The sequence below is a fragment of the Pseudomonas palleroniana genome (assembly GCF_022836895.1).
GTDB lineage: Bacteria > Pseudomonadota > Gammaproteobacteria > Pseudomonadales > Pseudomonadaceae > Aquipseudomonas > Aquipseudomonas palleroniana.
Genome location: NZ_CP092411.1, coordinates 1,292,876 through 1,305,898 on the forward strand (window position 1 = coordinate 1,292,876; position 13,023 = coordinate 1,305,898).

At 61.9% G+C, this 13,023-nt stretch carries 14 protein-coding genes; 9 read left to right on the top strand and 5 right to left on the bottom strand.

Going from position 1 to position 13,023, the window contains the following annotated elements; all coding sequences use genetic code 11:
* Positions 1–30: 30 nt before the first annotated feature.
* From MJP36_RS05840 to MJP36_RS05850, 3 genes are all read right to left on the bottom strand, one after another.
* Complete coding sequence (locus tag MJP36_RS05840) at positions 31–672, bottom strand: oxidoreductase (protein WP_060754738.1); 642 nt, start codon at positions 670–672, stop codon at positions 31–33.
* 30 nt (positions 673–702) lie between these two features.
* Positions 703–2,421 carry a C13 family peptidase gene (locus MJP36_RS05845; protein ID WP_060754737.1) on the bottom strand — a complete coding sequence of 573 codons (1,719 nt, stop codon included), beginning with the start codon at positions 2,419–2,421 and terminating at the stop codon, positions 703–705.
* A gap of 105 nt (positions 2,422–2,526) precedes the next feature.
* A complete protein-coding gene (locus MJP36_RS05850; protein ID WP_003194496.1) occupies positions 2,527–2,982 on the bottom strand; it encodes a MaoC family dehydratase in 456 nt (151 codons plus the stop codon).
* Between the two features lie 160 nt (positions 2,983–3,142).
* On the opposite strand from MJP36_RS05850, the gene MJP36_RS05855 reads away from it, so the two are divergent.
* The 3 genes from MJP36_RS05855 to MJP36_RS05865 are packed head-to-tail and all read left to right on the top strand — an operon-like array spanning position 3,143 to position 4,824.
* The gene (locus tag MJP36_RS05855) at positions 3,143–3,496 is read left to right on the top strand and encodes a CidA/LrgA family protein (RefSeq protein ID WP_060754735.1); all 354 of its coding nucleotides are present in this window, start codon (positions 3,143–3,145) and stop codon (positions 3,494–3,496) included.
* Complete coding sequence (locus MJP36_RS05860; RefSeq protein ID WP_244385025.1) at positions 3,493–4,209, top strand: LrgB family protein; 717 nt, start codon at positions 3,493–3,495, stop codon at positions 4,207–4,209. The genes MJP36_RS05855 and MJP36_RS05860 overlap by 4 nt, the downstream gene beginning before the upstream one ends.
* A 21-nt stretch (positions 4,210–4,230) precedes the next feature.
* On the top strand, positions 4,231–4,824 hold the full coding sequence (locus tag MJP36_RS05865) for an LON peptidase substrate-binding domain-containing protein (RefSeq protein WP_060754733.1): 594 nt from the start codon (positions 4,231–4,233) through the stop codon (positions 4,822–4,824).
* Here MJP36_RS05865 and MJP36_RS05870 read toward each other — a convergent pair.
* Entirely contained in the window at positions 4,818–6,134 is a 1,317-nt protein-coding gene (locus tag MJP36_RS05870) for a bifunctional DedA family/phosphatase PAP2 family protein (RefSeq protein ID WP_244385026.1), read from the bottom strand. The genes MJP36_RS05865 and MJP36_RS05870 overlap by 7 nt on opposite strands.
* A 25-nt stretch (positions 6,135–6,159) precedes the next feature.
* The gene (locus MJP36_RS05875) at positions 6,160–6,843 is read right to left on the bottom strand and encodes a DNA-3-methyladenine glycosylase (RefSeq protein ID WP_244385606.1); all 684 of its coding nucleotides are present in this window, start codon (positions 6,841–6,843) and stop codon (positions 6,160–6,162) included.
* Between the two features lie 174 nt (positions 6,844–7,017).
* On the opposite strand from MJP36_RS05875, the gene MJP36_RS05880 reads away from it, so the two are divergent.
* The 6 genes from MJP36_RS05880 (at position 7,018) to rodA (ending at position 13,017) form a co-directional block, all read left to right on the top strand.
* Entirely contained in the window at positions 7,018–8,283 is a 1,266-nt protein-coding gene (locus MJP36_RS05880) for a glutamate-5-semialdehyde dehydrogenase (RefSeq protein WP_104996065.1), read from the top strand.
* On the top strand, positions 8,283–8,927 hold the full coding sequence (gene nadD / locus MJP36_RS05885; protein ID WP_060754729.1) for a nicotinate-nucleotide adenylyltransferase: 645 nt from the start codon (positions 8,283–8,285) through the stop codon (positions 8,925–8,927). The genes MJP36_RS05880 and nadD overlap by 1 nt, the downstream gene beginning before the upstream one ends.
* 69 nt (positions 8,928–8,996) lie before the next feature.
* A complete protein-coding gene (rsfS, locus tag MJP36_RS05890; protein WP_003176298.1) occupies positions 8,997–9,491 on the top strand; it encodes a ribosome silencing factor in 495 nt (164 codons plus the stop codon).
* Between the two features lie 9 nt (positions 9,492–9,500).
* Positions 9,501–9,968, top strand: a complete 468-nt coding sequence (gene rlmH / locus MJP36_RS05895; protein WP_003176297.1) for a 23S rRNA (pseudouridine(1915)-N(3))-methyltransferase RlmH — start codon at positions 9,501–9,503, stop codon at positions 9,966–9,968.
* A 15-nt stretch (positions 9,969–9,983) separates the two neighbouring features.
* A complete protein-coding gene (gene mrdA, locus MJP36_RS05900) occupies positions 9,984–11,882 on the top strand; it encodes a penicillin-binding protein 2 (protein WP_060754728.1) in 1,899 nt (632 codons plus the stop codon).
* Positions 11,883–11,913: 31 nt separating this feature from the next.
* A complete protein-coding gene (gene rodA / locus MJP36_RS05905; protein ID WP_057703348.1) occupies positions 11,914–13,017 on the top strand; it encodes a rod shape-determining protein RodA in 1,104 nt (367 codons plus the stop codon).
* The last annotated feature ends 6 nt before the right edge of the window (positions 13,018–13,023 follow it).

Genomic DNA, 13,023 nt, shown 5'->3' on the forward strand with positions numbered 1-13,023 from the left:
GGGTTTTGTGTTGCCAGGTCTTTAAAAGGGTTATTTGCCGAGCTTGCGCAGCTCGTCCGACTCCACCACCCGCACGCCATCCTGCTCTTCCAGCGCCAGACGCCACATGGCGCGGGCCAGTTCACAGACTTCGATGCCGCGGTATTTGCCCGGGATCAATCGCGACAATGGCCCGGCCAATTGTTCGGCCAATCGCGGCTCCAGGCGCTCCCCCAGCAATAGCGAAGGCCGCACGATGGTCAGTTGCGGCCAATCCTGTGCCTTCAACGCCAGTTCCATTTCGCCTTTGACCCGGTTGTAGAAAATCGAGGATTTCGGGTCGGCGCCAATGGCGCTGATCACGATCAAGTGGCGCGCGCCCAATTCCCGTGCGCGCTTGGCAAAGGCCACCACCATGTCCAGGTCAACGGCGCGAAAGGCGGCTTCCGAGCCCGCTTGCTTGATGGTGGTGCCCAGGCAGCAGAAGGCGATATCCACCTGGCCGCCCAGTTGCGGCAGGAACACGGCGGGGTCGCCTACAGGGTTCTCCAGGCGCGGGTGTTCGGCCAGGGGTTTGCGGCTCGGCGCCAGTACGCGGGTCACCGTAGGCTCGTTGAGCAAGCGGTCGAGCAAGTGCTCGCCGGTCAGCCCGGAAGCTCCGGCCAACAGGATATGTTGAGGTGTCAGGTACATGGTGTTTCCCCCCTTGTTACACGTTACAGCTTAGTTGCCTTTGGCTTCCTTGCTATTCATTGAGACGCTTTCGAGCGCCTTTCGGGCCTGCTGTTTACGTAAGAGTTGCCAATGGGCAATCACGCCTTTGGGGGCCCACATCTGCGGTTCCGAGGCTTCGAAGTTGTCAGCTTGTTCGCGCTCGGCCACGTGTAGTTGTGCCAGCTTGAACGCGTGTTGTAAATCGTCGGTCTGGTTGAAAGCCTGTACGAAAAGGGCATCGCCAAAGTAGGTAAAGTCTGCTTCTTCTGAGCAGCCGAAGGACACGCGATCGGCGCGCGAAGCGGTCATGATCAAGGTGCGTTCATCCTTGAGTGCCGGAATGAAGCCGCCGGAATAGCAGGCGGAGATCACGATGATCTTGTCACGGTTTTTCAGCGGCTCGAGCACGGCGGCCAATTCGTCGGCGGGCAGGTCGGCCAGTTCCATGCGCGGCTGGTCCAGCACGAACTCGTGTTCGTGGGTGCCGTGGCTGGTCATGTAAATGAACACCAGGTCTTCCGGCCCGGTGCGTTCGGCCAGGGTCTGCACGGCGCGGCGCAGGCTCTCGCGAGTGGCCAGCGGGCGGTCGGTGATATGGTCGCGGTGGTTGACCAGGCGAATCTGCCCTCGCGCACCGAAGCGGCTGGCGAGCATATTGCTGACGTAGTCGGCTTCGCGCAGGAACACGCTTTGCTTGCCATCGCCGGCGATGGCCAAGGTGTAGAGCTCGACGGCGGGCGTGGAGGGCGGCACCGCCGCGAGGGCCGCCTCGAGCAAGCGGCCTTGGGCCAGCACGCCGATTTCCAGCGGGTCGGGCAGCAGCTTGCCGTCGGCATCACGCACGCGCATGCCGTTGACCCAGGTGCCGGCCTGTACCGTGCCGTCGGTGAGGACGAGGGTGCCTTTGCCTTGATAGTTGTCGCTGTCGAAACCACCGATATAGAAGCTGCCATCGGTGAGGTTCAGGCGACCCTCGCCGGTAAAGCGCCATTCGCTGAACTGGCCCACATAGTGGCTGCCATCGATGCCGATCAGCTCGCCCTTGCCGCTCAGTGCGCCTTCCTTGAACTGGCCGATCCACACGTCGCCGTCGGCGTTTTCATAGCGGCCTTTGCCGTTGAGCTGGTTCTGCTTGAACTGGCCGACATAGATATCACCGTCGGCGCTGTTGAAGGTGCCATTGCCTTCGAGCTGGCCATCGACGAAGTGGCCGCTGAACTGGTTGCCGCTGTCGTCGTTGCGCTGGCCTTCGCCATTGGGTTTGCCGTGGGCGAACTGCCCCTGGTACTGGCTGCCATCAGCCAGCTCGAGGCGACCGAGGCCGGAATACTGGTCGTCGAGGAACTCGCCGCGATAGGTCATCTGCCCTTCTTTGAGGGTGCCTTCGCCGTTGCGTCGACCGTTTTTGAACCCGCCGACGTAGCTGCTGCCCGGGGTGGTCAGGCTGCCCTGACCGTCGAACAAGCCTTGCTTGAACTGGCCTTTATAGACCTCGCCGTTGCTGCCATGCCATTCGCCCTGGCCGTGCCACTGGCCCTTGTCGAAATGGCCGGCGTACCAACTGCCGTTGGGGTAGTCCACACGGCCCTGGCCTTGCAACAAACCGTCGACCACATCGCCACGATAGCGGCCGCCATCGGGCAGGCGCGCATCGGGCGGCAACAGCGATTCGCCGTCTCCGCAAGCGGTGAGCAACAGGGCAAGGGCAAGGGGAGCAAGTGGGCGCATAGCGGGATCCGGATAATTGAGCGCCGAGTATGCCGCAGCTGCGAGGTTCATACATAAATTTACATACACTGTGGCAAGGTTTATCACCTCACCACAGGCACGCCGTTACACGAAGCAGAGTGACAGCGACTCGGCGATGTAAGCGGGTTTTTCCTGGCCTTCGATTTCCAGGGTGGCGGTGGCTTTAAATAGCCATTGGCCAGGTTTCTTCTCAGTGACGTCGGTGAGGGTGACGTTCAGGCGGACCTTGGAGTTCACTTTCACCGGCTGGATGAAACGCACGCTGTCCAGGCCATAGTTGACCGCCATCTTCAGGCCCTCGGGCATGATCAGGATGTCTTCCATCAGCTTGGGCATCAGCGACAGCGACAGGAAGCCGTGGGCGATGGTGCTGCCGAACGGTGTCTGGGCGGCCTTGACCGGATCGACGTGGATGAACTGATGATCGCCCGTGGCTTCGGCGAACAGGTTGATACGCGCCTGGTCGATGGTGAGCCATTCGGAACGTCCCAGTTCCTTGCCGACATAATCTTTGAGCTGCGCTACAGGTACATAGGGCATTGCGACTCTCCTTGGTTCATCGGTTTTTTATAGGGGGCCAGATCCATGGTAGATCATCATGGGCAATCAGCTCGGTCAACCCACCATGCCTTTGGCGAATGCCGGAGCATAGGGCGGGCATGCTTATAATGCGGGCGAGTCTTGAGGGGGGAGAGAGCGGATGCTGTTACGTGGCCTGACCTGGCTAGTGCTGTTTCAATTGATCGGTACGGCGATCAACCACTTGCTGTTGCCGGTGCTGCCGGGGCCGATCATTGGCTTGCTGCTGATGCTGGGGTTCCTGATCTGGCGCGGTGAAGTCGGCGAGCCCCTGAGCCTGGCGGCCGGCAGCCTGTTGCGTTACTTGCCGCTGCTGCTGGTGCCGCCGGCGGTGGGGGTGATGGTGTACGCCAAGGACATTGCTGCCGACTTCTGGGCCATCGTCGGGGCGCTGGTGGTGTCGTTGGTGATCGCCATGGGCTTTGTCGGCCTGCTGATGCAACAGCTGGTCAAGCGTAAGGAGAAGGACCAATGACCTTCGACTGGTCGGGCGCGTGGGCGGCGGTGATTCATCATCCGTTATTCGGTATCGGTATCACCTTGGGCGCCTATCAACTGGTGTTGGCCGGTTTCGAGAAAACCCGTTGGATCTTCTTGCAACCCGTGCTGGTCTCCATGTTGCTGGTGGTCGCGGTGCTGCTCACCTGTGGCCTGAGTTACACCGAATACCGCAAGAGCACCGAGATCATGGGCATCCTGCTCGGCCCTGCGACCGTCGCCCTGGCTGTACCGCTTTATCTGAATTTGCGGCGGATTCGCCAATTGTTCTGGCCGATTTTTACTACGCTGGTGTTAGGCGGGGTATTGGCCACAGGCCTGTGCGTGTGGCTGGGCTGGTGGTTTGGTGCCGAGCATATGATGCTGATGACCATGGCACCCAAGTCGGTGACTTCACCGATCGCCATGCTGGTGGCTGAGCAGATCGGCGGCGTGGCGGCGTTGGCGGCGGTGTTTGTGCTGATCACCGGAGTGATCGGCGCGATGATCGGGCCGGCGTACCTCTCGGCACTGGGCGTGCGCAGCCCTGAAGCGCGGGGCATGGCCCTGGGCATGACCGCCCACGCGGTGGGCACGTCGGTGGCCTTGCAGGAAAGCGAAGAGTGCGGCGCCTTTGCGGCGCTGGCCATGAGTCTGATGGGCGTGGCCACGGCAGTGTTCCTGCCGTTGGCCGTGTCGGTGATCGTTTAAACCGGGGTTAAGGAAACCTTTATGAGTCTGGCGCTGTTCCCGCTCAATACCGTGCTGTTCCCAGGCTGCACCCTCGATTTGCAGCTGTTCGAGGCGCGTTACCTGGACATGATCAGCCGTTGCATGAAACGGGGCGAAAGCTTCGGCGTGGTGTGCATCCTCGATGGCAAGGAGGTCGGCCAGGCGCCCGACGGTTATGCGCTGATCGGCTGTGAAGCGTTGATCCGCGACTTCAAGCAGCAGGACAACGGCCTGTTGGGCATTCGTGTCGAAGGCGGGCGGCGTTTTCGCGTGCGGGAGGCCGGTGTGCAGAAAGACCAGTTGCTGGTGGCCGAGGTGCAATGGCTCGAAGAGCTGCCGGACCAGCCGCTGGAAGAGGAGGATGCAGACCTGCTGGCGCTGCTGCAGGCCCTGGCCGAACACCCGATGGTTGCCTCGCTGGACATGGGCACCCAGGCCGAAGGCCAGCAGGCCCTGGGCAATCAACTGGCTTATCTGCTGCCGTTCACCGAGGCGGACAAGGTCGACCTGCTGCAACTCGACGATCCACAACAACGGTTGGATGCCATCCAGATGTTGCTCGACGAGTTGCAGGGCGAACTTTTCGCTCAGTAGGCGTAGCGCAGCAGGGCGCTGGAGGTGCCGGTGAAGGCGATGACACCCAGCACCGCCACGATCACCGGCGACAGCAACCACCAGGTTTTTTGCGGCATGGCGGGCAGCGGGCTGCGGTATTGGCTGGCGGTCAGGCTCAAGGCACACACACTCATCGCCAGCAGCGTGCCGGCCAGAATATCCGTTGGCCAATGCGCGCCCAGGTAAACCCGTGACAGCGCGATGAATGCGGCGGGAATGCAGCCCAGCAGCAGCCAGGTCAGGCGCAGGCGTGTGGGTTGGCCGCGACCGGCCAGCACGGCCAGGGCGAGGAAGAACGCAAATGAACCTGAGGCGTGCCCGCTGGGCATGCTGAAACTGGTCAAGGGGTCGGTGAGGATTTCAGGGCGGCCACGAGCGAAAAACAACTTGGTGCCCGTGTTGATCACCGCCGCCCCGGCCAAGGTCGCGCCGACGAACAGGGCATGGCGCCATTGCCGCGCCAAAAACAGCAGGCCGGTGAACACGGCGCTGGCGACAAACATCTTCTTGAACTCGCCCAACTGGGTGACCATTACCATGGCCTCGTCCAGCCACGGGCTGCGGTGTTCCTGCACCAGTGCGCTCAAGCCCTGATCGAACGCGTCGAGGTGCGGGTAGCCGATAAACAGTGCAACCAATAGCGTCAGGCTGGCGCAGCCTATCCACAAAGTGGCACGACGATGGTCGCGCAAGCTGGCGTTCAAGCTCAGCCCCAGCAGCACCGCGAGACAGGCGGCGACCACCCCGGCTTGGGGCCAGAAGCCTTCGGGCAGCGGCAAGCGGAACGCTGCGCCCGTCGCCCAGCCCGGCAACAGGTAGGCCACCGACCAACCTGCCGCCGCCACAAGGCTCACGGCGGCGAAGCGTGGGAAGGGCATGTCGCACATGCCGGCCACCATCGGCAGCATGGGGCGCAACGGGCCTATGAACCGTCCTACCAACAGACTGGCAATGCCGTACTTGTGGAAATAGGTTTCGGCACCGTTCATCCATTCTGGATGGTGGCGCAGGCCGGGCAGGCGCCGGATATTCTGATGGAAGTGTCGGCCCAGGTAGTAGGAAACCCCATCCCCCAGCAAGCCGCCGAGGAAACCCAGCAACAGGGTTTCACTCAAGGACAGCGCGCCGCTGCCCGCCAGCGCGGCAATCGCAAACAGCAACACCGTGCCGGGTACGATCAGCCCGGCAATGGCCAGGCACTCCACGCACGCGACGACAAACACCGCCACCGCCAGCCATTCGGGGTTCAGCGTCAGCCAGCCGGTAATGCTATCGAGCCATTGGCTCATAAATCCTCACTCCCACATGCCTTGTTCACAATAAAAAATAATCGCGGCCTTCGACCTGGCCCCGGCGCAGCGGGTTCCGCGTGCAATAAGCGGCATAGCCGGCATCGACAAAGCGGTACATCAGGTGTTCGTCGCGCCCGCTGGGTATGCCCAGGCGAGTGGTCTGGAGGATATGCGTCGGCGCCTGGCCGACGTCTTCCACGTAGAGCGATTGCGGGTCAAAACGTTTTGCGTCCCACATCGGCACTTTCAGGCCCAGCGCTTTGCACAGCAGGGTCTGGCCGGCGCACAGCTTGTGCGAGGGGCGCGGGTGGCCGTTGGCGTCCGGGTTGTTCAGCAGCATCTGCGCCAGGCTGGCCGGGCCGGACACTTCGTCGACCCAGGGACAGGCCGATTTGATCAGCACGGCATTGCCGGGGCCCTTGGCGCTGAAGTTCAGCGAATCGCCACCGCGGGCGTAATACATATAGATATGACCACCATCCAGAAACAAAGCCTTACGCTTTTCTGTGTAGCCCAGTGAGGCGTGGCTGCCTTTTTCGGCCACGTAGTAGGCTTCGGTTTCAATAATTCGCGCTGAAAGCCAGAGATCGCCGACGCGATGACGTATGACTTTTCCGAGTAAATCGCGCGCAAGCATTTGCGCGTCGCGGTCGAAAAAGCTGTCGGGCAGCGCGCTGGCAGGGTGTTCGGGCAAAAAAATCGACATGGCGGTAGGGGGGAATACGGCTAAATGTGACGGAATCATAACAACTCCCACCTTAATTACCGCTGAACCTCGGATTTTTACAGTTCATTTCGACCATCCGCCCCTCACCGCTGTCAGTCGAGCGGCGTCACAGCTATAATCTGCCGCTTTCCTCCCTGCCAAGACTCCCTGACTATGACTGAGTCCGTTCTTGACTACATGACCCGCCTGGGTCGCGCTGCCCGTCAGGCCTCGCGATTGATCGCCCGTGCGAGCACCGCGCAGAAGAATCGCGCCCTGTTGGCCGCCGCCGATGCTCTGGACGCCTCGCGCTCCGAGCTGACCGCCGCCAACGAGCTGGACCTGGCCAACGGCCGCGCCAATGGCCTTGAGCCAGCCCTGCTGGACCGCCTGGCGCTGACCCCGGCGCGTATCGACGACATGATCGAAGGCCTGCGTCAGGTGGCCAAGCTGCCTGACCCCATCGGTGAAATCCGCGATATGCGCTACCTGCCGTCCGGCATCCAGGTCGGCAAGATGCGCGTGCCCCTGGGCGTGATCGGCATCATCTATGAGTCGCGCCCGAACGTGACCATCGACGCCGCGAGCCTGTGCCTCAAGTCCGGGAATGCCACCATCCTGCGCGGCGGTTCCGAGGCGATCAATTCCAACCGCGCCATTGCCGCGTGCATTCAGCAGGGCCTGGCAGTGGCCGAGTTGCCGGCCGAAGTGGTGCAGGTGGTGGAAACCACCGACCGCGCTGCCGTAGGTGCGCTGATCACCATGCCGGAGTTTGTCGATGTCATCGTGCCACGGGGTGGCAAGAGCCTGATCGAGCGTGTCAGCCGTGATGCCAAGGTGCCAGTGATCAAGCACCTGGACGGCGTGTGCCACGTGTTCATCGACGTCGCCGCCGATATCGACAAGGCCATCCGCATTGCCGACAACGCCAAGACCCACCGCTACGCCCCGTGCAACACCATGGAAACCCTGTTGGTGCACGCCGGCATTGCCGAGCGCGTGCTGCCGCCGCTGGCTGCCATTTACCGGGACAAGGGCGTGGAACTGCGCGGTTGTGTGCGTACCCGTGCGTTGCTGGGCGCGGACGTGATCGAAGCGACCGAGCTGGACTGGTACACCGAATACACCGCGCCGATCCTGTCGATCAAGATTGTCGACGATCTGGACGAGGCTATCGAACACATCAACACCTACGGTTCCAAGCACACCGACGCCATCGTTTCCGAGCATTTCAGCGATGCCCGGCGTTTCCTCAACGAAGTGGACTCCGCTTCGGTGATGATCAACGCCTCGACGCGTTTTGCCGACGGCTTCGAGTATGGCCTGGGGGCGGAAATCGGTATCTCCACCGACAAGCTGCACGCTCGTGGTCCGGTGGGCCTGGAGGGCCTGACCAGCGAGAAATACGTGGTGTTCGGCGACGGTCATGTGCGCACTTGATGACTAAACGCATCGGGCTGCTCGGCGGTACCTTCGACCCCGTGCACATCGGCCATTTGCGCAGCGCGCTGGAAGTCGCGGATGCCCTCGCGCTGGATGAGCTGCGCATGATGCCCAACGCACGGCCGCCGCATCGCGATACGCCGCAGGTGTCACCGCAGCAGCGCCTGGAAATGGTGCGCCTGGCGGTGGAGGGCATTGCGCCGCTGGTGATGGACGACCGTGAGCTCAAGCGCGATAAACCGTCCTACACTGTTGACACCCTGGAGCTGATGCGCGCCGAGTTGGCCGCGGATGACCAGTTGTTTCTGCTTTTGGGCTGGGACGCATTTTGCGGCCTGCCCTCTTGGCATCGCTGGGAGGAACTCCTCCAGCATTGCCACATCCTGGTTTTGCAACGCCCGGATGCCGACAGCGAACCGCCGGATGCCTTGCGCAACCTGCTGGCCGCGCGGTCGGTAAGTGACCCCTTGGCCCTGACCGGGCCGAACGGGAATATTGCATTCGTCTGGCAGACCCCGCTTGCGGTGTCCGCCACCCAGATCCGTCAACTGCTGGCCAGCGGGAAGTCGGTACGTTTCCTGGTGCCTGACGCGGTCCTGGCCTACATCGATGCGCACGGGCTTTACCGTGCGTCGAACTGAAAAGGCGCGCTTGAACGCACGAACAGTCGTGCAGCGAGCGCCCGAACATACGAGCAAAACGAGTTTTATATGACGAACAAAGACGTAAGCAAAGTTAAGCGCAAAGGCACCTTCAAAAGCGCGCCGTTGCCGGTTGAAGCCCATGTTGGCCCGGAGCTGGCCGGCGAAGAGCTGGTGAAGGTTGCCGTGGCTGCCCTGGAAGACGTCAAGGCCCAGGACATCCAGGTGCTGGACGTACGCGACAAGCAAAGCATCACCGACTTCATGATCATCGCCACCGGTACTTCGAACCGCCAGATCGGCGCGATGCTGGACAAGGTCCGCGAAGCCGTCAAAGCCCAGGGCGTGAAGCCGCTGGGTGAAGAAGGCAAGGGCGACAGCGACTGGGTGCTGCTGGACATGGACGACGTGATCGTTCACATGATGACGTCCAACGCCCGCCAGTTCTACGACCTGGAGCGTCTGTGGAAAGGCGCCGAGCAGAGCCGCGCGGCTGACGGCAAGCACCACAGCCCGGAAGTGGGCCACGCACACTTCGACAAGCTCAACAAAGACCAGGAATAAGGAACGGCTGTGCGCCTGCGTCTGATCGCTGTCGGTTCACGCATGCCCAAGTGGGTGGAAGAAGGCTGGCACGAGTATGCCAAGCGTCTGCCCGCTGAGCTGTCGCTGGAACTGGTGGAAATACCGCTCAATACCCGGGGCAAGAATGCCGACGTGGCTCGCTTTATCCGTCAGGAAGGCGAAGCCATGCTGGCCAAGGTCGGCCCCAACGAGCGCATCGTCACCCTCGAAGTGCACGGCAAACCCTGGAGCACCGAGCAGTTGGCGGTGGAGCTGGATCGCTGGCGCCTGGACTCGCGCACCGTCAACTTCATGGTCGGCGGCCCCGAAGGGCTGGCCCCGGAAGTCTGTGCGCGGGCCGACCAGCGCTGGTCGCTGTCGGCGCTGACGTTGCCGCACCCGTTGGTAAGGATCCTGATCGGTGAACAGCTGTATCGCGCCTGGACAGTGCTGTCCGGGCACCCTTACCACAAATAGTCTGCGCCCCTCCCGATGACCCAGCCGATCCGCATCAAGGACCACGAGAAAGACGCACGTCTGGTACGTTCGCGGGTGGTGTTTGGTGCGATTCTGGTGGTCGCCCTGCTGGGTGTGCTGATTGCGCGCCTGTATTTCCTGCAGGTGATCCAGTACGACTATCACTCCACGTTGTCGGAGAACAACCGGGTGCATGTGCAGCCGATTCCGCCGACCCGTGGCCTGATTTTCGACCGCAATGGCGTGGTGGTGGCGGACAACCGACCCAGCTTCAGCCTGAGCATGACCCGCGAGCGTTCCGGCGACTGGCAGCAGGTCCTCGATGTGATCGTCGAGGTGCTGCAACTGACGCCGGAAGACCGGGCGATCTTCGAGAAGCGCATGAAACAGGGGCGTCGGCCATTCGAGCCGGTGCCGATCCTGTTTGAGCTGACCGAAGAACAGATCGCACGGATCGCGGTGAACCAGTTCCGCCTGCCGGGTGTGGAAGTGGTGGCGCAGTTGGTGCGGCATTACCCGCAAGGGCCGCACTTTGCCCACTCCGTAGGCTATATGGGGCGGATCAACGAGAAAGAGCTGAAAACCCTCGATCCGGTCAATTACAGCGGTACTCACCATATCGGCAAAACCGGTATCGAGCGCTTCTACGAGCCCGAGCTGCACGGCCAGGTCGGTTACGAAGAAGTCGAGACCAACGCTCGCGGCCGGGTGCTGCGGGTGCTCAAGCGTACCGACCCGGTGCCGGGCAAAGACATTGTGTTGAGCCTGGACATCAAGCTGCAGGAAGCGGCTGAGATGGCGCTGGGTGGACGTCGTGGCGCCGTGGTAGCGCTGGACCCGAAGACAGGCGAAGTGCTCGCGATGGTCAGCCAGCCGAGCTTCGACCCGAACCTGTTTGTCACCGGGATCAGCTTCAAGGCCTACGCCGAGCTGCGCGACTCCATCGACCGGCCGCTGTTCAACCGCGTGCTGCGCGGCCTGTACCCGCCGGGTTCGACGATCAAGCCCGCCGTGGCAATTGCCGGCCTGGATGCTGGTGTGGTGACAGCCTCCAGCCGTGTGTACGACCCCGGCTATTACATGCTGCCCAACTACGATCACAAATACCGTAACTGGAACCGTACCGGCGACGGCTATGTCGACCTGGACACTGCGATCATGCGTTCCAACGACACTTATTTCTACGACTTGGCCCACAAGCTGGGGATCGATCGCCTGTCCGCCTATATGAGCAAGTTCGGCCTCGGTCAGAAAGTCTCCCTGGACATGTTCGAAGAATCCCCCGGCCTGATGCCGTCGCGGGAGTGGAAGCGTGCGACCCGTCGCCAGGCCTGGTTCCCAGGTGAAACCCTGATCCTCGGTATCGGCCAGGGTTATATGCAGGCCACGCCTTTGCAACTGGCCCAGGCGACGGCGCTGGTGGCCAACAAAGGGATCTGGAACCGCCCGCATCTGGCCAAGACCATCGAAGGTGAGAAACCCGTGGATGAAAACCCGATCCCGGACATCGTGCTGCGCGACTCGTCCGATTGGACCAAGGTCAATCACGGCATGCAGCAGGTGATGCACGGCGCCCGCGGTACGGCGCGCAAGGCGGCAATCGGCGCGCAATACCGCATCGCCGGCAAGAGCGGTACGGCCCAGGTGGTCGCGATCAAGCAGGGCGAGAAATACGACCGCTCCAAGGTTCAGGAACGCCACCGTGACCACGCCTTGTTTGTCGGTTTTGCCCCGGCGGACGACCCGAAGATCGTGGTGGCCGTGATGGTCGAAAACGGTGAGTCCGGTTCCGGCGTTGCCGCGCCCGTGGTGCGCCAAGTGATGGACGCCTGGTTGTTGGCCGACGACGGCAGGCTCAAGCCCGAATATGGTGGCCCCCCTTCAAGCCCCGAGGTTACGGCCCGTGAAGAGTAATTTTGACCGCATCCTCTCCAGCGACGATGTGATGCGTCGCCGTGCGACGCTGCTGCAGCGCATGCACATTGATGGCCCGTTGTTGATCCTGCTGCTGACCCTGGCGGCCGGAAGCCTGTTCGTGCTGTATTCGGCCAGCGGCAAGAACTGGGATTTGCTGATCAAACAAGCGTCCTCGTTCGGCCTGGGTCTGTTGTCGATGGTGGTGATCGCCCAGCTGGAGCCACGGTTCATGGCGCGCTGGGTGCCACTGGGTTACGTGGCCGGTGTGTTGCTGCTGGTGGTGGTGGATGTGATGGGGCACAACGCCATGGGCGCGACCCGCTGGATCAACATTCCAGGGGTGATTCGCTTCCAGCCGTCGGAATTCATGAAGATCCTGATGCCGGCGACCATCGCCTGGTACCTGTCCAAGCGCACCTTGCCGCCGCAGCTCAAGCATGTGGGCATCAGCCTGATCCTGATCGGCGTACCGTTTATCCTGATCGTGCGCCAACCCGACCTTGGCACCTCGCTGTTGATTCTCGCGGGTGGTGCGTTCGTGCTGTTCATGGGCGGGCTGCGCTGGCGCTGGATTCTCAGCGTATTGGCTGCCGCCATCCCCGTGGCCGTGGCCATGTGGTTCTTCTTTATGCACGATTACCAGAAGCAACGGATCTTGACCTTCCTCGATCCGGAAAGCGACCCGTTGGGCACCGGCTGGAACATCATCCAGTCCAAGGCGGCCATTGGCTCAGGTGGCGTATTTGGCAAGGGTTGGTTGCTGGGCACCCAGTCGCACCTGGACTTTTTGCCGGAAAGCCACACCGACTTCATTATTGCGGTGATGGGTGAAGAGTTCGGCCTGGTGGGCATCTGCGCGCTGTTGCTGATCTATCTGCTGCTGATCGGTCGCGGGTTGGTGATTACCGCCCAGGCGCAGACGCTGTTCGGTAAATTGCTGGCCGGCAGCCTGACCATGACTTTTTTTGTTTACGTTTTCGTCAACATCGGTATGGTCAGTGGCCTGCTGCCGGTGGTTGGGGTGCCGTTGCCGTTCATTAGCTACGGCGGAACTTCGCTGGTGACATTGCTGTCAGCGTTTGGGGTTTTGATGTCGATTCATACGCATCGCAAGTGGATCGCACAGGTTTGAATAAGG